This window comes from Streptomyces sp. NPDC096048 (genome assembly GCF_044763415.1).
Taxonomy (GTDB): domain Bacteria; phylum Actinomycetota; class Actinomycetes; order Streptomycetales; family Streptomycetaceae; genus Streptomyces.
Genome location: NZ_JBIWGG010000004.1, coordinates 69,218 through 86,255 on the forward strand (window position 1 = coordinate 69,218; position 17,038 = coordinate 86,255).

Sequence of the window (17,038 nt, forward strand, 5' to 3'; positions counted from 1 at the left end):
GGACACAGGCACCACTGGGAGCGAGGACATCATGACCGTGCACCGGGATCTCGACGAAGAGTTCACCGCCGAGCTGCGCAAGAGCCCGAACGAGGGTGGCTGGACGTATCTGGTCTGGCCGAAGTCCGCCGAGTTCTTCGGCACCCGTGGACTGGTCAAGGTCCGCGGCACCATCGACGGGCACGCCTTCCGCAGCTCCTTCATGGCGCTCGGCGACGGCACGCACAAGCTGCCGGTGAAGGCCGCCCTCCGCGAGGCCATCGGCAAGGGGGAGGGCGACACGGTCACGGTCCGGCTGGAGGAGCGGCTCGGCTGAGCCCGTCCCGCGCGACTACCGCGTGACGATCTTGTCGATGCGGGCCAGTTCGTCGGCACCGAAGTCCAGGTTCCCGATGGCCGACACGCTGTCCTCCAGCTGCCGCGGGCTGCTCGCGCCGACCAGGGCGGAGGTCACCCGGCCCTCGCGCAGCACCCACGCCAGCGCCATCTGGGCCAGCGACTGGCCGCGGGACTTCGCGATCTCGTCCAGGTCGCGCAGCTTGCCGACCAGTTCCCCGGTGACCGCGTCGGAGTTCAGGAAGGGGCTGTCGCTCGCGGCGCGCGAGTCCTCCGGGATGCCGTCGAGATAGCGGCCGGTCAGCAGGCCCTGCTCCAGCGGGGAGTAGGCGATGGAGCCGACCTGGAGCTCGTCGAGGGCGTCCAGGAGGCCGCTGGTCTCGGGCCGGCGGTCGAGCATGGAGTAGCGCGGCTGGTGGATCAGCAGCGGGGTCCCCAGCTCGGCGAGGATGCGGGCGGCCTCGCGGGTCTGCTCCGGGGAGTAGTTGGAGACACCGACGTACAGCGCCTTGCCCTGCCGCACCGCCGTGTGCAGGGCACCCATCGTCTCCTCCAGGGGAGTCTCCGGGTCGGGGCGGTGCGAGTAGAAGACGTCGACGTAGTCCAGGCCCATGCGGGTCAGGCTCTGGTCGAGGGAGGAGAGGAGGTACTTGCGCGAGCCCCACTCGCCGTACGGGCCGGGCCACATCAGGTAGCCGGCCTTGGTGGAGATGACCAGCTCGTCGCGGTACGGCGCGAAGTCGGCCTTGAGCGCCTCGCCGAGGGCGGACTCGGCGGAGCCGGGCGGCGGGCCGTAGTTGTTGGCGAGGTCGAAGTGGGTGACGCCGAGGTCGAAGGCGCGGCGCAGGATGGCGCGCTGGGTCTCGACGGGGCGGTCCGGGCCGAAGTTGTGCCACAGACCGAGCGAGAGCGCGGGGAGCTTCAGGCCGCTGCGTCCGGTGCGCCGGTAGGGCATGTCCGCGTAGCGGTCGGGGTGTGCGGTGTACAACGCGACTCCAGAGGGGTTGGCACCCGGGGGTACGGGGCTTGGGCGGAACCGTGTCCCACTCTGTCGTGACCTGCGGGCAGTGGTCCAACAGAAGAATCCGATGAGATTGTGCGGTTACGCTTCTCAGTCATGGAACTGCGTCATCTCCAGCACTTCGTCGCGGTCGCCGAGGACCAGCACTTCACCCGCGCGGCGGAACGGCTGCTGGTCTCCCAGTCCGGCCTGTCGGCGTCCATCCGGGCGCTGGAGCGGGAGCTGCGGGCTCCGCTGTTCGTGCGCACGACCCGCCGGGTGACGCTGACGGAGGCCGGGCGGGCCCTGCTGGGTGAGGCGGAGCGGATCCTCGCCCAGGTGCGTTCGGCGCACGAGGCGGTCGCCGCGGTACAGGGGGTGCTGCGCGGCACGCTGTCGCTGGGCGCGGAGCAGTGCATCGCCGGGGTGCCGGTGGCCGGGCTGCTGGCCGCGTTCCGCAGGGAACATCCGGACGTGGAGATCCGGCTGCGGCAGGCGGGTTCCGGCGAGCTGGCGGAGGAGGTCTCGGCCGGGCGGCTCGACCTGGCCTTCGCCTACCGGACGCAGGCGGACACGGACCAGCTGCGCTCGGTCTCGCTGGCCGGCGAGCCGATGACCGTGCTCTGCCACCCCGACCACCGCCTCGCGACGGGCGGCGCGGTGCTGACCCCGCACGATCTCGCCGACGAGGTCTTCGTCGACTTCCACCCGGACTGGGGTCCGCGCCGTGTCACCGACACCGCCTTCGCCGAGGCGGGCGTGCGGCGGACCGTCGCACTGGAGGTGAACGACGTGCACGGTCTGCTGGACCTGCTCGACGAGAACCTCGGCATCGCGGTCGTGCCGCGCCACTTCCGGCACAAGCGGGCCTCCCTCACCTCGCTGCCGCTGAAGGACTCCGACGACACGGCGTACGAGACCATCGCGCTGCTGCCGCCGACGCAGGCCACCAGCCCGGCGGCGCGGGCGCTGATGGGGCTGCTGGAAACGGGGAGCGCGTGACGGCGGACTGCGCGATGGTGGACGTATGCATGCGAAGGACATCCTCATCGAGGGCTACGGCCGCATCCAGGAAGAAGTCCACGCCGCCGTCGAGGGCCTGGACCCCGACGGCCTGAACGCCCGCCCCGCCGACGACGCCAACCACGTCGCCTGGCTCGTCTGGCACCTCACCCGCGTCCAGGACGACCACGTCGCGGACGCCTTCGGGCTCGACCAGGTGTGGCTGAGCGGCGAGTGGGAGAAACGCTTCGGCCTCGGCCTGCCCCGCCACGACACCGGATACGCGCACAGCTCCGCGGAGGTCGCGAAGGTGCGGGTCGACTCGGCCGACCTGCTGACCGGCTACTACGACGCCGTGCACGAGCAGACGCTCGGTGCCCTGCGCTCCCTGACCGCGGGAGACCTGGAGCGCATCGTGGACGAGAACTGGGACCCGCCGGTCACCCTCGGCGCCCGGCTGGTGAGCGTCCTGTCCGACGATCTCCAGCACGTCGGACAGGCCGCCTATGTGCGCGGGCTCGTTCAGAGCGCCGCTTCGTAACCCGGCAGGATCACGTCCTCGATCAGGGCCCTGCGCTCGTCGAAGGGGATGAAGGCGCTCTTCACCGCGTTCACCGTGACCGTGCGCAGGTCCTGGGCCGTCCAGCCCGCCTGCTCGACCAGCAGGGACATCTCGCGGGTCATCGTCGTGCCGGAGACGAGGCGGTTGTCGGTGTTGAGGGTGACGCGGAAGCCGAGGTCCTTGAGCGCGGTGATGGGGTGCTCGGCGATCGAGGTGGCGGCGCCGGTCTGGAGGTTGGAGGTCGGGCACATCTCCAGGGCGATCCGGCGGTCGCGGACCCAACCGGCGAGGCGACCGAGCTTGCCCGCCGCGAGGTCCGGGATGTCCTCGGTGATGCGCACGCCGTGGCCGATGCGCTGGGCACCGCACACCTGGAGCGCCTGGTGGATGCTGGGCAGCCCGTGCGCCTCGCCGGCGTGGATGGTGAAGGGCACGTTCTCCCGGCGCAGGTGCTCGAAGGCGTCGAGGTGGTCGGCGGGCGGGAAGCCGTCCTCGGCGCCCGCGATGTCGAAGCCGACGACACCGGCGTCCCGGAAGGCGACCGCGAGGTCGGCGGTCTCCCGGGTGCGGTCGAACATCCGCATCCCGCAGAGCAGGGTGCCGACGCGGACCGGGGTACCCGCTGCCGCCGCCTTGACCATGCCGGCGGCCAGGCCCTCCTGGACGGTCTCGACGACCTCGGCGAGGGACAGACCGCCGCCCGTCATCAGCTCGGGGGCGTAGCGGACCTCGCCGTAGACGACGCCGTCGGCGGCGAGGTCCAGGACGTACTCCTCGGCGGTGCGCAGCAGGCCCTCGCGGTTCTGCATCACGGCGAGGGTGTGCTCGAAGGTGGCGATGTAGCGCACCAGGTCGCCGGAGTTGGCGGCCTCGTAGTACCAGGCGGCCAGCTCGTCGGGGTCGGTGGTGGGCAGGGTGTGGCCGACGGTCTCCGCCAGCTCCACGACGGTCGCGGGGCGCAGGCCGCCGTCGAGGTGGTCGTGCAGCACCGCCTTGGGGAGGCGGCGGAGGGTCTCGGTGTCTATGCGCGTAGATGACATGTTCGGGCGTTCCTATGCGAGGGGTCGTTGAGCAGGGGTGCTGGGCAGCGGTGCGGGGCAGGTCAGGAGTCGGCGGGCTGGAGCAGGTCCCAGCGATTGCCGTACAGGTCCTGGAAGACGGCGACCGAGCCGTAGGGCTCGTGCCGGGGTTCCTCCAGGAAGGTGACACCCGCTGCCGTCATGCGGGCGTGATCGCGGGCGAAGTCGTCGGTGTACAGGAAGAAGCCGACCCGCCCGCCCGTCTGGTCGCCGATCCGGGAGCGCTGAGCCTCCCCCTTGGCGCGGGCCAGCAGCAGGGCGGTGCCCGGTGCCGCACCGCCGGGTTCGACGACGACCCAGCGAGAGCCGTCGGGCCGGGGCGCGTCCTCGGCGAGGCGGAAGCCGAGGGCCCCGGTGTAGAAGCGGATCGCCTCGTCGTAGTCGTCGACGACGAGGGTGACCAGGGCGATGCGTCTCATCGGAGCCTTTCGGGAGGGGCGATTGACGGGAGAGGTTATACGTAAAACCCACCGCGGCGCCAGTCCCTGGTCCTACGTCCCGGGCCCGAGGCGCGGGCGCGGCCCGTCCACTACCGTCACGGCCATGAAGATCACCGCACCGCCGCGCGAGCCCGGGCAGCGCAAGCAGGACGTGCTGGACCGTCTGGAACGGGAGGTGGACGTCTGGGTGGCCACGGCGGACGCCGCCGGGCTGCCGTGCATGGTCCCGCTGTGGTTCGTGTGGCACGGGGAGTCGGTCTGGCTGTGCACGCGGCTCACCAATCCGACCGGCCGCAACCTGCGGGACGGCGGTCGGGCCCGGCTGGCGTTCGGGCACACCCGGGACGTCGTGCTGATCGACGGCGAGGTGGAGACGTTCGGCCTGCGGGAGGCGCCCTCCGCGGCGGCCGCGTTCCTCGCGAAGACCGGCTGGGATCCGCGCGGGGACAGCGCGTCGTACGCCTGGTTCCGGGTGCGCCCGCTCGCGGTGCAGGCGTGGCACGAGGAGCACGAGCTGAAGCAGCGGCGCATCATGCGGGACGGTGCCTGGACCGTGTAGCGCGCGCAGCCGGTGACGGGCGCCCGACGAGCCGTTCAGGCGCCTCGGTCCGCCCAGGTACCTCAGCAGGTTCGGGCACCTCGGCCGGTCCGGGCACCTCGGCCGGTCCGGGTGCCTCAGCCGGCTCGCCGCCTCGGTCGGCCCGGGCACTCGGCCCGCCCGGGCGCCTCAGCCCGTCCGTACGTCGTCGAGGCGTGTCAGATCCTCCTCGGTGAGGCGGAGGGCGCCGGCCGCGACGTTCTCGGCGAGATGGTCGGGGTTGCCGGTGCCGGGGATGGCCAGGATGCCCGGGCCCTGGTGCAGGGTCCAGGCGATCCGCACCTGCGCCGGGCTCGCGCCGTGCGCCCGGGCCACCGCACGGACCTCGTCCTCGTGGGCGGCGCCGGCGCCCCGCGGTCCGGCCTCGCCGGCGATGGCGTAGAACGGCACGAAGGCGATGCCCTGCTCTCGGCAGCGGGCGAGAAGTTCGTCGGTGACGGGGTCGTGGAAGCCGAGGCCGTAGCGGTTCTGGACCGCGACCACGGGGGCGATGGCCTGGGCCTCGGCGAGGTGCCGAGGCTCCACGTCGGAGATGCCGAGGTGGCGGATCAGGCCCGCCTCGCGCAGTTCGGCGAGGGCGCCGAAGTGCTCGGCGATCGAGTCCTGCCGCATGCGACGCAGGTAGACGACGTCCAGGTGGTCCCGGCCGAGTTGGCGCAGGTTCTCCTCAACGTGGGCCCGCAGGTCCTCGGGCCGGGCGGAGGTGCCCCACTCCCCCGACCAGTCGCGGTACGGGCCGACCTTGGCGGCGATCACCAGGTCGTCGGTGTAGGGCGCCAGCGCGCTGTTGATCAGTTCGTTGGCGGAGCGCAGGGACGAGAAGTAGAAGGCGGCCGTGTCGATGTGGTTGACGCCTAGTTCGACCGCCCGGCGCAGTACGGCCAGGGAACGCCCGCGGTCGCTCGGCGTACCGAGGTGGAAGGCGGCACTGCCCGTCAGCCGCATCGCGCCGAAGCCGACGCGGCGGACGGGCAGGTCGCCGAGGTGCCAGGTGCCCGCGGACTCCGCGGTGATCGCTTCCGAGGTCATCGGCGGAGTTTCGCACACACCGAAGACGGCTCAGCAGTAGAGGTTGCCACCCGGTGAGACGCCGAGGATCTGGCTGAACTGCTGGTACTTGGTGACACGGCTCTGCACCTGCGCGGGGTTCTTGCCGTCGCACTCCAGGGAGCCGTTGATGGAGCGGATCGTCTGGCCGAAGCCGGCGCCGTTCACCATGGCGTTGTGGCCGGTCATGCTGCCGGGCCCGGACTGGGTGTTCCAGTACCACAGGGCGGTCTTCCAGGCGACGGCCGCGTTGTTCTGCACCAGCCAGGGGTTGTTCAGCAGGTCGATGCCGAGCGCGTCGCCCGCGGCCTTGTAGTTGAAGTTCCAGCTGAGCTGGATCGGACCACGCCCGTAGTAGGCGGCCTGGCCTGCCGGGCAGCCGTAGGGCTGGTTCCAGTCGCAATAGTGCGGGTAGTTGGCGGTGTTCTGCTCGACGATGTGCACGAGTCCGCCGGTCTCGTGGCTGACGTTGGCGAGGAAGGCCGCGGCCTCCTGCTTCTTGGTGGTGTCACTGCCGGTGTTGGCGAAGCCGGGGTAGGCGCTGAGCGCGGTGGTCAGACCGCTGTACGTGTAGAAGGAGTTCCTGCCCGGGAACATCTGGTTGAACTGGGCCTCGGACACCACGAAGTTGCCGACCGGAGTCTCCGAGCCACCGTCGCAGGCGTACGGCTCCCAGTACCAGGTGCTGATGAGCGGGTCGTAGCCCGGGTTGGCGTGCTCGGCCCGGTAGGCCTTGCCGTCTGTGTAGCGGACGATGTCGCCGGCGTTGTAGTTCGCGTCGGCCGACCAGGCCGGGTAGCTCGAACACGCGGCGGCGGACGCCTCGGTGGCGGGCAGGAGCACGGGCACGGCTCCCGCGAGGGCGAGTACGGTCACCAGGGCGGATATACGGCGCCTCGACACGGGTCTGCCTCCTTCGGCGGAGCACGGCCGCTCCCGTACAAGGGCAGAAGGAGCGGAGCCTTGTGCGCGCGTGGCCGGCCGACCGGCCACGGCGGGGGGCGGCCGTGGTGGGGGGTGTGGAGGCACACTCAACCGCGTTGGTCTGTACCAGTCAAGGGTGTAGACCAGTCCAACCCGGCCGGTTCCCGGCCGGGTTGGTGGGGACTCTTCGCGCGGTCGGCTCGGCGCCCTCCCCCCGGACCGCGTGCCGGTCGGCTCGGCAGCCTCCCCCGGACCGCGTGCCGGTCGGCTCGGCAGCCTCCCCCGGGCCGCGTGCCGGTCGGCTCGGCGGCTTCTCCGGAATCGCGCGCCGGTCAGCTGAGCGGCTTCTTCAGTACCGCCTTGCGGTGGCTGAACGTCTCGATGGAGTAGCGGCCGTGGTAGTTGCCCATGCCACTCTCCCCCACTCCACCGAACGGCAGGTCGGAGACGGTGAGATGGGCGAGCGGCAGCCCGTGGCCGAGACCGCCGGAGGACGTCTCGGCGGCGAACCGCTCCCGGGTCGAGTCGGACTCGCTGAAGACGTAGAGGGCCAGCGGCTTGTCGCGGTCGTTGACGAAATCGATCGCCTCGTCCAGACCGGGCACGGTGACGATCGGCAGGATCGGGCCGAAGATCTCCTCGCGCATCACCGGAGCCCCGGGGGCGACGTCGGCGAGCACGGTCGGCGCGATGTACTTCTCCGCCCGGTCACTGCCGCCGCCGACGACCACCCGGCCGGAGTCCAGCAGGCCGGTCAGCCGGTCGAAGTGGCGCTCGTTGACGATCCGCGCGTACTCCGCGGACCGGGCCGGGTCGGCCCCGTACAGCCCCTCGACCGCGCGGACCAGCGCCGGCTCCAGAGCGGCGGCGGTCTCCGGGTCGGTCAGGACGTAGTCGGGGGCCACGCAGGTCTGGCCCGCGTTGAGGAACTTGCCGCCGGCCAGCCGGGCGGCGACGACGTCGAGGTCGGCGTCGCGGTCGACGAAGGCCGGCGACTTGCCGCCGAGTTCGAGGGTGACCGGCGTGAGGTGCTCGGCGGCGGCGCGCATGACGATGCGGCCGACGGTGCCGTTGCCGGTGTAGAAGATGTGGTCGAAGCGCTCGGCGAGGAGGGCCGTGGTCTCGGGGACACCGCCCTCGACGACGGCCACGGCTTCGGTGTCCAGGTACCGGGGCAGCAGGCGGGCCAGCGCGGCGGAGGTGGCCGGGGCCAACTCGCTGGGCTTGGCGACCACCGCGTTGCCCGCGGCGAGGGCGCCGACCACCGGGGCGAGCAGGAGCTGGGCCGGGTAGTTCCAAGGCGCGATGACGAGGACGACGCCGAGGGGGTCGTACTGCGTCCAGGCGGTGGCGTCGGCGCCGAGGTGGGCCGGGACGGGGGCGGACTCGGGGCGCAGCCACTCGGCGAGGTGCTCGAGGGTGTGGTCGATCTCGCGCACGGTGAAGCCGATCTCCGTGCGCTGGGCCTCGGCGGCGCTCTTGCCCAGGTCGGCGTGGAGCGCGGCCTCCAACTCGGGGCCGTTCTCCGTGAGGAGCGCGCGCAGCCGGTGCAGCTGTGCGGTGCGCCACTCGACAGGCTTGGTGCGGCCGGTGCGGAACGTGGCGCGCAGCCGGGCCACGACGTCGGCGGGCTGCTCGGGGGCGGGATGGTTCACGGTGTGCCTCGCTGGTGGGGGGAATACGGTGACGGACACCGGCTCGATCGACGGGACGACTGGGCGACGGGACGGCCGGGCGACTGGGCGACTGGGCGACTGAACGACTGGATCGATAACGACTGGATGTAATAGCCAACCTTTCAGGTACCAAAATACATTCCCGGGCCGCGGTGCCTTCTTCGCGTACGTCCTCGTCACAGTCGGGGCCCGATCGCGACAATCACTCCATGACCACCACTCCACTCCACCCGCTCGTCACCGAGGCACGCCGACTCGCGGACGGGCTCCTCGCACCCTCCGCGCGGCGCGTCGACCAGGAAGGTGTGCCCGCCGGCCACATCGAGGCGGTCCGGCGGTCCGGGCTCCTCGGCGTGAGCGCTCCGGAGGAGTACGGCGGGGCCGGTGCCCCGGACCCGGTGGCCCGGGAGGTCGCGGAGATCCTGGCCGGGGCGTGCTGCTCGACGTGGTTCGTGCAGACCCAGCACCACACGCCGGTTCGGCTGCTCACGAAGGCGGAGCCCGGGCTCCCCGCACGCGAACGCCTGCTACGTCCGCTCGCGACCGGCGAGCTGCTGGGCGGCATCGCCTACGCGCACGTCCGCTCCGTGTCCCGGGTCCAGGTGCGCGCCACCGACGAGCGGGGCGGCCTGCGCTTCGACGGCACCGTCCCCTGGTACACCGGCTGGGGTCTGAACGACGTGATGCTGCTCGCGGGCGTGACCGAGGCGGACGAGGTGGTGTTCGCCTTCACCGACGCCCGCGAGCGGCCCGGACTGCGGCCATCACCGCCCATGCGGCTCGCGGCGCTGACGGCGGCACGGACGGTGTCCGTGGAGCTGGACGCCCTGCGGGTGCCGGAGGACGCCGTGGTTCTGCGCACTCCGCGCGAGGAGTTCGCCCGGGTCGACCTGCCCCGCAGCACCAACACCTCCCCGGCCGTCTTCGGCGTCGCGTACGCCGCGCTGGACCTGCTCGGCGACACGGCGGACGAGCGGCGCACGGCCCGCTCGCTGCGCGCCCGGCTCGACGAGGTCAGGGCGCGGGCGTACGCACTGGCCGACCATCCCGTGCCGCACGAGCACGTCGAGGAACGGCTGGCACTGCGGACGCGCGCGTACGACCTGTTGCGGGCGGCCACGACGGCGGCGGTCGTGGCCGGCGGCGGGCGGGCCATGAGTCTGGACAGTCCGGCCGGGCGCCTCGCGCGGGAGGGGATGTTCCTGCTGGTGCAGGGCCAGACGGCACCCGTGCGTCAGGCCCACCTGGCCGCACTGGCGTCGCTCTAGACCGCGAGCGGCAACGGCGCACCGCCGCCTTCCCGCACCCGCACCGCCGCGCACCGCACAGCGGACCCGAATGCCGCACGGGCGGGACGGACAGCGTCGGCCGGGGCGAGGAACGCCCAACCGCCCCTCCCCCGGCACCTGTTCATCCTCGTTCGTTCAGTCCTCGTCGCGGGCCTGGACGACCACCAGGAAGGCGTCCGACTGCAGGTCCATCACGACGGTCGCGGGCTCGCCCTGCGCACGGCGGCGGGCCGCGTACTCCTCCGCCGGCCACGATCCGCGCGGCGACCCCGCCGGAAATCGCTCCAATACCTTCGCGCCCATAGCGGCGGCCACCTCCACTGCCCTGTGTCGTTGTGCTCTCGTGCCTGAGCGTTTGCCCCCGATCCGCATGGACATGTCCCACCTCCCCACGACTACACATAAGGGAGAAATAAGAGCAGAATGGACGTATGCGGCGTTACCGCACACCGCACCAGACGCGGTCAAGGCCCGGTAAGTCAAAGGAGACGACTCATGGCCAACGTCTCGCACACCCGAGGTGACCTCTCCAACCACCCCGACGCCCCGGAAATGCAGGCACGCTACGCCCGCATGCTCGGCGGTCGGGATGTGGCACTCGTGGACGGGCCGGTGTTCCTGCTCGGCCTGTACTGTGCCGTGTCCCCGTGGATAGTCCACTTCACCACGAGCCAACCCTCACTGGTGGCCCACAACCTGATCATAGGAATCGCCATCGGCCTGCTGGCCCTCGGCTTCACCCGAGCCCCGGAACGCATGTACGGCCTCAGCGGGGCGATGTGCGCGATCGGCATCTGGATGATCATCTCGCCGTGGATCGTCGGCACGAACCCGGACGCCGGCGTCATCTGGAACAACATCATCATCGGCGCCCTGACCCTGGCCCTCGGGACGGTGTGCGCCGCTACGGCGGCGAAGACCATGCGCAAGCCCTAGAGACGCGGGAAGGGAACACCACGGGCCGGCCCGCCCTCGCGGGCCGGCCCACGCACGCCCCGGGACCTCGGGCGGAGTGCGCCCGCCCGCAGCGGGCACTCGCAGTATCGCGGGGGTCTTGACAAGAAGGGGCGGAGATGGAGATCGACGGCATCGTCAGTGCCATCGTCATCGGAATCGTCATCGGCGTCCTGGGTCGACTCGTCGTCCCGGGCCGTCAGCGCGTCGGAGTCCTGTGGACGATCCTCGTCGGCATCCTGGCCGCGCTGCTCGGGTCGTGGATCGCGGCGGCGTTCGACGTGGCCGACACCGACGGCGTGGACTGGGTCGAGTGGCTCATCCAGATCGGCCTGGCCGCGGTCGGCGTGGCCGCGCTGGACCGGTCGCGGCCGCGTGGGCGCCGCTGAGGACTCGGGACCGTCACCGGCTGCCGAGCCACTCCTCGTACCAGGTCACGGTGGCCTCCACCGTGTCCGCGAGCTGCTTCGGGGCCACCCCGAAGAAGCGTTCGAACGCGGTGGAGTCCACTATCTGGGGCTCCGTGTGCTGGTAGAACATCTCCGCGTACTCGGCCATGAACCGCTCGTCGAAGGGGCCGACGGGGCGGGGCTCCGCGAGCACCGTGACGTTCAACGGCCGGCCCACGCGCCTCTCGATCATCATGTGTATCTCGCGCGTGCTGACGGCGGGCGCGGTGGGCAGATGCCAGACACGGCCGTCACCCTCCGGCCGCTCACCGAGCGTCGCGAGACCGGCCGCCACGTCCCGGATGTCCGTGTAGCTGTGCGGCAGGTCGATGTCGCCGAACCCCAGGACCTCCCCGCCGGTGAGCGCGCCCGGGAACACGGCGGCGCCCAGGGACGAGTTGAGCACTCCGGGACCGACGAAGTCGGCACTGCGGCCGAGGGCCACCCGAGCCCGGCCGGCCCGGTGTGCGGCGAGGTACCGCTCGTCGAGTTCCGCGCGCATCCGCCCCTTGCGGCTGGTCGCCTGCCAGGGACTGTCCTCGGTCATCACCGCTCCCCCGGTCTCGCCGTACGGGTACAGCGTGTCGAGGACGACCAGCCGGGCCCCGGACGCCTCGACGGCCGCCAGGACGGCTGCCTGCACGCGGGGCATCACCTCCGTCTGGAGGTGATAGTCCACGTTGACGCAGTGGTACACGACAGCGGCGTCACCGACCGCGGCCCGGGCGCCGTCGGCCGTGCTCACGTCGGCGGCGAACCGCTCGACGCCCTCGATCGCGGGACCGGCGGCCTTCCGGTCGACGAGACGGACGCGGTGCCCCCTGCGGACCAGCTCACGAGCGAGCCCGGTACCGGCGGGGCCGGATCCCAGGACGGTGTGCGGGGCGTACGGCTGCGGGGTGGCGTCGGACATGGTGGTCCCCTTCTCTCGCTCCCTCGGCGCTGCCGACGAGGGATCCGCTATGACTGATCGCTCTTGTTAGAGACTCTAACTCGCGCGATTAGCCATAGCAATACGTCGCGGACGTAGGGTGCCGGTGGGGATCACACTGCGAGGAGGGCCGTACGCCATGGTCGTGACGGACGCCGAACTGCGGCACCTGCGCCGATGCGTGGAACTGGCGGCCGAGGCACTGGAGGCCGGCGACGAGCCGTTCGGATCGGTGCTGGTCGGCGCGGACGGCACGGTGCTGGCCGAGGACCACAACCGGGTGGCCTCCGGTGACCGCACCCGCCATCCGGAGTTCGAGCTGGCGCGCTGGTCCGCCGCCCGTCTCACCCCCGAGGAGCGGGCCGCCGCCACGGTGTACACGTCCGGCGAGCACTGCCCGATGTGCGCCGCGGCACACGCCTGGGTGGGCCTGGGACGCATCGTGTACGTCGCCTCGTCGGAACAGCTCGGCGAGTGGCTTGCGGAGCTTGGCGTGCCGGCACCTCCGGTGCGGACGCTGGCGGTGCGGGAGGTGGCGCCCGGTGTCCCCGTGACCGGGCCGGTACCGGAACTGACCGGGGAGATCCGCGCCTTGCACCGCCGCTTCCACGAGGGACGGGCCGGGGCGTAAGAGGTCACGGACGAGGGACGGCCCGGGGCGTAAAACGCCACACCCGAGGGCGGGCCCGGGCGTTGGATGCCACACGTGAGGGATGAGCCGGGGCGTTAGACGCCACATCCGAGGGCGGGCCCGGGCATAAGAGGCCGCGCACGAGGGGCGCACCCCGGCGTAGGACGCCACGCACGAAGTCACCGAGCGGCGTCGGCCGCGCCCCGCGGGGTCGCACGTGTCCCGGCGGCGCGGGCCGTCCCGGTGGCGCGGATCGTCCCGGCGGCGCGTTGTCCGGCGCCCCGGGACGACCGTCCGGTCTCGGTCAGCTCCCGGCCTCGCGCCGGAAGCGCCGGTACAGGACGGCCCCGCCCAGCACGAGCGCCGCGCCGCCCGCGAGAGCGGGCAGGGTCTGGTCCGCCCCGGTGTGGGCGAGGGACGCCGACGTCCGCGGCGGGGCCGCGTGCGGGACCGGCTTCGGCAGGGCGCGCCCCTCTTCGGGCGCGGACGGCTCCGGCTGAGGCTCCACGGGGGGCTGCTCGGACTCGGGGTGGTCGCCGAAGGTGTTCGTCGACTCGTTGCCGACGGCCGGGTTGCCGATGCCGACGACGTTGACGCTGTTGCCGGTGACGTTGACCGGGAGGTGGACCGGCAGCTGCACGCCGTTGCCGGAGAGCACGCCCGGTGAATCCTTTCCGCCGCCCTCGGCGACCGCACCGCCGGACGAGCCGGTGTCGTCGGAGGCGGCCGACCCCTTGTCCGTCGCACCGGCCCCCTCGGTGTTGGCGCAGCTGTTGCCCGCGGCCGGGTTGAGGAGCCCCACCACGTTCACCGTGTTGCCGCAGACGTTGACGGGCACGTCCACCGGGAGCTGGACGGTGTTGCCCGAGATCAGCCCGGGCGATCCGGCCGCGGCACCGTCGGCGGCGGCGCCGTCGGACGCGAACGCCGCGTACGTCGGCATCGTCACGGCCAGCGCACCGGAGGCGGCGACGGCGAACACCGCGTTTCGGGTAACCCTTCTCATGAGGTTCCCTGCCTTCCAGACATGGTCACGGGCGCTCGCCCGCACCGGTTAAAACGCGGGCGCACCATCCGAGTTATGGCTTATAGGTCTTTCACCCCATCGAGTGGCCGTTTCGTCGAACGAGCGGTAAAGCGTCCGTACGCCCGCCGAAGCCCTCGTGCGCCCCGGGAGGCGCCGCCCCGGAGGCGAGGTGAGCGAAGCCCGCTTAAGGTGATCGAGGGCGCCGACCACCGGTCCGCGACGGGGCGTCCGGGAGGCATCGATGCAGGCCAAGCTGTCGACTCGGCCCTCGGTCCGGCGCTGCGCGGTCACCGGAGCGCTGGGGCTGGCCCTGCTGGGTGCGGGGCTGCCCGCCGCGACCGCACGGGACACCGAGCCCGACCTGTCCCCGTTCCACGAGCAGAAGATCAAGTGGTCGGCGTGCGAGGGCATGGAGGTACCGGAGGACCTGCAGTGCGGGAAGGTCACCGTCCCCCTCGACTACGACCGCCCCGAGGCGGGAACGCTCGACCTGGCCCTCGCGCGGTACCGGGCGACGGGTGAGTCGCGCGGCTCGGTGCTGCTGAACTTCGGCGGGCCGGGCGGCTCCGGCGTCAGCGAACTCTCCGCCGGCGGCAAGGACTTCCTGCACCTGACCAACGGCTACGACGTGGTCACCTTCGATCCCCGAGGTGTCGGCCGGTCCTCGCCGGTCACCTGCGGTCCGGCCACGCTGGACATCGTGGAGGCGACGGACGGGGACGCGAAGCTCACCGACCCGCGGGACGTGCTCCGGCGCCTGCGGGAGGCGGCGGCCGAGTGCGCGAAGCACTCCGGCCCGGTGCTGCCCCACATAGGCACGGTGAACGCGGCGCGCGACATGGACGTGATGCGACGGGCGCTCGGCGACGACCGGCTCAACTACCTCGGCTTCTCCTACGGCACCCGGCTGGGCGCGGTCTACGCTGCGCAGTTCCCGGACAAGGTCGGCCGGATGGTGCTGGACGGCGTGGACACGCTGACGGAACCGCTGACCGAACAGGGGCTGACCGGCGCGCGGGGGCAGCAGACCGCGCTGGAGAACTTCCTCGACTGGTGCGTGGAGGACATCGCCTGCCCGTTCGGGCAGGACGCCCGCCAGGCCCGGCGCCATGTCGAACAGGTCATCGCCTCGCTCGACGAGGACCCGGTACCGACGGGCTTCGGCGAGCCGTTCTCCGGACAGGACATGGTGGGCGCCATCGGTCAGGCGCTGTACAGCGAGGAGCTGTGGCCCTCACTGCAGCGGGCGCTCGCACAGCTGCTCGAGGACGGCGACACCCGCGGCCTGGAGGGCTTCGTGTCCGGTGGCGTCACCTTCCCGGTCCGCGCGCGGACTCCCGCGGGCACCGGGGGCGGCCTCACCGACCCGGAGGACGTCCCGATGGACAACCTGCCGGCCGCCCTGATGGCGATCAACTGCGCCGACGACCCCGACCGCCCCAGCGCCGACCAGGTCGCGGGGTCCCTGGGGCGGCTGCGCGCACGGTACGAGGAGGCCTCTCCGGTCTTCGGCCGGTACCGCCTCACGCAGGTGCTGATGTGCTACGGCCGTCCCAAGGGCACCGACTACATCCGTGACGACGTGAAGGACCTCGGCACCCGGAAGATGCTCCTCGTCGGCACCCGGGGCGACCCGGCCACGCCGTACCGCTGGACGGTGGAGACGGCCGAGCGGCTCGGCCCCGCGGCGGTGGTCCTCGACAACAAGGGCGAGGGTCACACCGGATACGCCTCCTCCAAGTGCGTGCACCGCAAGGTCGACGACTTCCTGCTGTACGGCTCCCTGCCGCCCGACGGCAGCTCCTGCGGCTCCGAGGCCTCCCGGACCTCCCAGGACGACGACTGAACCGGACGGCCGAACCGGGCAGATGAATTGCTCCGAATGCCCGATAAGCCCATCAGTCCTATCGTGCTGACATGGAGCACGATCTGAGTCCCGCCACCCTCGCCGAACTGCGGCGCCCCCGCCCGTATCCGGCCGTGTCCGTGCTGACGCCGACGCACCGCCGCGAACCGAACAACGCCCAGGACCCCGTGCGGCTGCGCAACGTGGTCGCCGAGGCCAAGAAACAGCTGGAGGACGATCCGGCGGTCACCCGCGAACGGCGCATGGAGGTGTCCAGGGAACTCGACCGGGCGCTCGCCGAGGTCGATCTGTCGCACGCCGAGGACGGTCTGGCGCTCTTCGCCGCCCCGGGTGAGCACCAGGTCTGGACGCTCGCCCGTTCCGTCCCCGAGCGCGTGGTCCTGTCGGACACCTTCCTGACCCGCAACCTCGTCGCCGCGCAGGCCGCCGAACGGCCGTTCTGGGTACTGTCGGTCGCCGCCGACCGCGTCACGCTGTGGAGCGGCGGCGCGGGCCGGGTCGTCGAGGACCGCACCGGCGACTTCCCTCTGGACCGGCCTCCGGAGAACTTCGACCCCGAACGCCAGGAACGGATCGGCGACGCGCCGAGCACCTTCCGGGACGAGACCACCCGCCGGTTCCTGCGCGAGGCGGACACGGTGATGGGCAGGGTCCTGCGCGCGCGTCCCCGGCCGCTGTACGTCACCGGACCGCAGCCCGCGCTGTCCCTGCTGGAGGAGACCGGGAACACCGTGCGGGACGCGGTCCTCGTGCCGCACGGGGGCCTCGCGCACGGCACGGCGGAGGCCGTGTGGCAGGCGGTGCGGCCGGTCCTCGACGACGAGGCGCGGAACTCCGTCGAGGCGGTGGCCAGGGAACTGGACGCGGCCCGCGGGCGCAAGGACTTCGCGGCCGGCGTCGACGAGTTGTGGGAGAGCGCCCGCGCCGGCCGGGTCCGGCTGCTGGCCGTCGAGGAGAACTTCGAGGTGACGATGCGCGACGACGGCGAGCACCTGCTCCCGGCGGACAGCGGCGACCTCGACGCCCGCGAGGACGTCGTGGACGAGATCGTCGAGCGGTGCCTGGAGACCGGCGCCGACGTCCGCTTCGTGCCGGACGGCGCGCTCGGGGAGGTGGACGGGATAGCGGGGGTGCTGCGGTACTGACGCCCACCGCCGCGTCCCGGAGGCTCCGCCCCTCTTGACGACCATGAAACCCTGTTCGCCGTACCTGTACCCGCCCCTCGG

The 17,038-nt window shown here is 72.1% G+C and carries 19 protein-coding genes; 10 read left to right on the forward strand and 9 right to left on the reverse strand.

Translation table 11 applies throughout. From position 1 onward, the window contains the following. Nucleotides 1-31 precede the first annotated feature (31 nt). Entirely contained in the window at nucleotides 32-316 is a 285-nt protein-coding gene (locus ACIQ6R_RS11365; RefSeq protein WP_404220417.1) for a DUF1905 domain-containing protein, read from the forward strand. Nucleotides 317-331: 15 nt separating this feature from the next. Here ACIQ6R_RS11365 and mgrA read toward each other — a convergent pair whose 3' ends face one another. Continuing rightward, entirely contained in the window at nucleotides 332-1,324 is a 993-nt protein-coding gene (gene mgrA, locus ACIQ6R_RS11370) for an L-glyceraldehyde 3-phosphate reductase (RefSeq protein WP_404220419.1), read from the reverse strand. A 129-nt stretch (nucleotides 1,325-1,453) separates the two neighbouring features. Here mgrA and ACIQ6R_RS11375 point away from each other — a divergent pair, with 129 nt between their 5' ends. Both ACIQ6R_RS11375 and ACIQ6R_RS11380 read left to right on the forward strand, forming a co-directional pair. Next, a complete protein-coding gene (locus ACIQ6R_RS11375; protein WP_404185702.1) occupies nucleotides 1,454-2,338 on the forward strand; it encodes a LysR substrate-binding domain-containing protein in 885 nt (294 codons plus the stop codon). A gap of 25 nt (nucleotides 2,339-2,363) precedes the next feature. Further along, nucleotides 2,364-2,879, forward strand: coding sequence for a DinB family protein (locus ACIQ6R_RS11380; protein WP_404185699.1), 516 nt, complete (start codon nucleotides 2,364-2,366; stop codon nucleotides 2,877-2,879). Here ACIQ6R_RS11380 and ACIQ6R_RS11385 read toward each other — a convergent pair. Both ACIQ6R_RS11385 and ACIQ6R_RS11390 read right to left on the reverse strand, forming a co-directional pair. Beyond that, nucleotides 2,861-3,940, reverse strand: a complete 1,080-nt coding sequence (locus tag ACIQ6R_RS11385; RefSeq protein WP_404220421.1) for an adenosine deaminase — start codon at nucleotides 3,938-3,940, stop codon at nucleotides 2,861-2,863. The genes ACIQ6R_RS11380 and ACIQ6R_RS11385 overlap by 19 nt on opposite strands. Before the next feature lie 62 nt (nucleotides 3,941-4,002). Then, on the reverse strand, nucleotides 4,003-4,398 hold the full coding sequence (locus ACIQ6R_RS11390) for a VOC family protein (RefSeq protein WP_404185694.1): 396 nt from the start codon (nucleotides 4,396-4,398) through the stop codon (nucleotides 4,003-4,005). A 124-nt stretch (nucleotides 4,399-4,522) separates the two neighbouring features. Between ACIQ6R_RS11390 and ACIQ6R_RS11395 the strand changes: the two genes are divergently transcribed. Then, nucleotides 4,523-4,978, forward strand: coding sequence for a pyridoxamine 5'-phosphate oxidase family protein (locus ACIQ6R_RS11395; protein ID WP_404220423.1), 456 nt, complete (start codon nucleotides 4,523-4,525; stop codon nucleotides 4,976-4,978). Nucleotides 4,979-5,146: 168 nt separating this feature from the next. On the opposite strand, the gene ACIQ6R_RS11400 is transcribed toward ACIQ6R_RS11395, so the two are convergent. The 3 genes from ACIQ6R_RS11400 to ACIQ6R_RS11410 form a co-directional block, all read right to left on the reverse strand. Further along, complete coding sequence (locus tag ACIQ6R_RS11400; protein ID WP_404220425.1) at nucleotides 5,147-6,046, reverse strand: aldo/keto reductase; 900 nt, start codon at nucleotides 6,044-6,046, stop codon at nucleotides 5,147-5,149. A gap of 30 nt (nucleotides 6,047-6,076) precedes the next feature. Next, a complete protein-coding gene (locus tag ACIQ6R_RS11405) occupies nucleotides 6,077-6,967 on the reverse strand; it encodes a glycoside hydrolase family 19 protein (RefSeq protein WP_404185685.1) in 891 nt (296 codons plus the stop codon). A 353-nt stretch (nucleotides 6,968-7,320) separates the two neighbouring features. Next, nucleotides 7,321-8,643: an aldehyde dehydrogenase family protein gene (locus tag ACIQ6R_RS11410; protein WP_404220427.1), complete on the reverse strand. Its 1,323-nt coding sequence runs from the start codon at nucleotides 8,641-8,643 to the stop codon at nucleotides 7,321-7,323. 230 nt (nucleotides 8,644-8,873) lie between these two features. Between ACIQ6R_RS11410 and ACIQ6R_RS11415 the strand changes: the two genes are divergently transcribed. Next, the gene (locus tag ACIQ6R_RS11415) at nucleotides 8,874-9,932 is read left to right on the forward strand and encodes an acyl-CoA dehydrogenase family protein (RefSeq protein WP_404220429.1); all 1,059 of its coding nucleotides are present in this window, start codon (nucleotides 8,874-8,876) and stop codon (nucleotides 9,930-9,932) included. 156 nt (nucleotides 9,933-10,088) lie between these two features. Here ACIQ6R_RS11415 and ACIQ6R_RS11420 read toward each other — a convergent pair whose 3' ends face one another. Then, a complete protein-coding gene (locus tag ACIQ6R_RS11420) occupies nucleotides 10,089-10,256 on the reverse strand; it encodes a hypothetical protein (RefSeq protein WP_404220432.1) in 168 nt (55 codons plus the stop codon). Nucleotides 10,257-10,448: 192 nt separating this feature from the next. Between ACIQ6R_RS11420 and ACIQ6R_RS11425 the strand changes: the two genes are divergently transcribed. Both ACIQ6R_RS11425 and ACIQ6R_RS11430 read left to right on the forward strand, forming a co-directional pair. Beyond that, on the forward strand, nucleotides 10,449-10,889 hold the full coding sequence (locus ACIQ6R_RS11425; RefSeq protein WP_404185673.1) for an SPW repeat protein: 441 nt from the start codon (nucleotides 10,449-10,451) through the stop codon (nucleotides 10,887-10,889). Nucleotides 10,890-11,026: 137 nt separating this feature from the next. Further along, on the forward strand, nucleotides 11,027-11,296 hold the full coding sequence (locus tag ACIQ6R_RS11430; protein ID WP_404185670.1) for a GlsB/YeaQ/YmgE family stress response membrane protein: 270 nt from the start codon (nucleotides 11,027-11,029) through the stop codon (nucleotides 11,294-11,296). 13 nt (nucleotides 11,297-11,309) lie between these two features. Here the strand turns inward: ACIQ6R_RS11430 and ACIQ6R_RS11435 are convergent, their stop codons facing one another. Then, entirely contained in the window at nucleotides 11,310-12,269 is a 960-nt protein-coding gene (locus ACIQ6R_RS11435) for an NAD-dependent epimerase/dehydratase family protein (protein ID WP_404220435.1), read from the reverse strand. A 157-nt stretch (nucleotides 12,270-12,426) separates the two neighbouring features. Here ACIQ6R_RS11435 and ACIQ6R_RS11440 point away from each other — a divergent pair, with 157 nt between their 5' ends. Next, nucleotides 12,427-12,918 (forward strand): nucleoside deaminase, encoded by a 492-nt coding sequence (locus tag ACIQ6R_RS11440; RefSeq protein ID WP_404185664.1) that lies wholly within the window; start codon nucleotides 12,427-12,429, stop codon nucleotides 12,916-12,918. A gap of 304 nt (nucleotides 12,919-13,222) precedes the next feature. Here ACIQ6R_RS11440 and ACIQ6R_RS11445 read toward each other — a convergent pair whose 3' ends face one another. Continuing rightward, nucleotides 13,223-13,924: a chaplin gene (locus tag ACIQ6R_RS11445; protein WP_404220437.1), complete on the reverse strand. Its 702-nt coding sequence runs from the start codon at nucleotides 13,922-13,924 to the stop codon at nucleotides 13,223-13,225. A 262-nt stretch (nucleotides 13,925-14,186) separates the two neighbouring features. Here ACIQ6R_RS11445 and ACIQ6R_RS11450 point away from each other — a divergent pair, with 262 nt between their 5' ends. Next, complete coding sequence (locus ACIQ6R_RS11450; RefSeq protein WP_404220439.1) at nucleotides 14,187-15,791, forward strand: alpha/beta hydrolase; 1,605 nt, start codon at nucleotides 14,187-14,189, stop codon at nucleotides 15,789-15,791. Between the two features lie 71 nt (nucleotides 15,792-15,862). After that, nucleotides 15,863-16,957 carry a chemotaxis protein gene (locus tag ACIQ6R_RS11455; RefSeq protein WP_404185655.1) on the forward strand — a complete coding sequence of 365 codons (1,095 nt, stop codon included), beginning with the start codon at nucleotides 15,863-15,865 and terminating at the stop codon, nucleotides 16,955-16,957. Nucleotides 16,958-17,038 lie beyond the last annotated feature (81 nt).

Coding starts and splice junctions, on each gene's coding strand:
- ACIQ6R_RS11365 (WP_404220417.1), top strand. CDS start 32: ATGACCGTGCACCGGGATCTCGACGAAGAGTTCACCGCCGAGCTGCGC.
- ACIQ6R_RS11435 (WP_404220435.1), bottom strand. CDS start 12,269: ATGTCCGACGCCACCCCGCAGCCGTACGCCCCGCACACCGTCCTGGGA.
- ACIQ6R_RS11385 (WP_404220421.1), bottom strand. CDS start 3,940: ATGTCATCTACGCGCATAGACACCGAGACCCTCCGCCGCCTCCCCAAG.
- ACIQ6R_RS11450 (WP_404220439.1), top strand. CDS start 14,187: ATGCAGGCCAAGCTGTCGACTCGGCCCTCGGTCCGGCGCTGCGCGGTC.
- ACIQ6R_RS11445 (WP_404220437.1), bottom strand. CDS start 13,924: ATGAGAAGGGTTACCCGAAACGCGGTGTTCGCCGTCGCCGCCTCCGGT.
- ACIQ6R_RS11440 (WP_404185664.1), top strand. CDS start 12,427: ATGGTCGTGACGGACGCCGAACTGCGGCACCTGCGCCGATGCGTGGAA.
- ACIQ6R_RS11455 (WP_404185655.1), top strand. CDS start 15,863: ATGGAGCACGATCTGAGTCCCGCCACCCTCGCCGAACTGCGGCGCCCC.
- ACIQ6R_RS11400 (WP_404220425.1), bottom strand. CDS start 6,046: ATGACCTCGGAAGCGATCACCGCGGAGTCCGCGGGCACCTGGCACCTC.
- ACIQ6R_RS11420 (WP_404220432.1), bottom strand. CDS start 10,256: ATGGGCGCGAAGGTATTGGAGCGATTTCCGGCGGGGTCGCCGCGCGGA.
- ACIQ6R_RS11430 (WP_404185670.1), top strand. CDS start 11,027: ATGGAGATCGACGGCATCGTCAGTGCCATCGTCATCGGAATCGTCATC.
- ACIQ6R_RS11425 (WP_404185673.1), top strand. CDS start 10,449: ATGGCCAACGTCTCGCACACCCGAGGTGACCTCTCCAACCACCCCGAC.
- ACIQ6R_RS11390 (WP_404185694.1), bottom strand. CDS start 4,398: ATGAGACGCATCGCCCTGGTCACCCTCGTCGTCGACGACTACGACGAG.
- ACIQ6R_RS11375 (WP_404185702.1), top strand. CDS start 1,454: ATGGAACTGCGTCATCTCCAGCACTTCGTCGCGGTCGCCGAGGACCAG.
- ACIQ6R_RS11415 (WP_404220429.1), top strand. CDS start 8,874: ATGACCACCACTCCACTCCACCCGCTCGTCACCGAGGCACGCCGACTC.
- ACIQ6R_RS11395 (WP_404220423.1), top strand. CDS start 4,523: ATGAAGATCACCGCACCGCCGCGCGAGCCCGGGCAGCGCAAGCAGGAC.
- ACIQ6R_RS11380 (WP_404185699.1), top strand. CDS start 2,364: ATGCATGCGAAGGACATCCTCATCGAGGGCTACGGCCGCATCCAGGAA.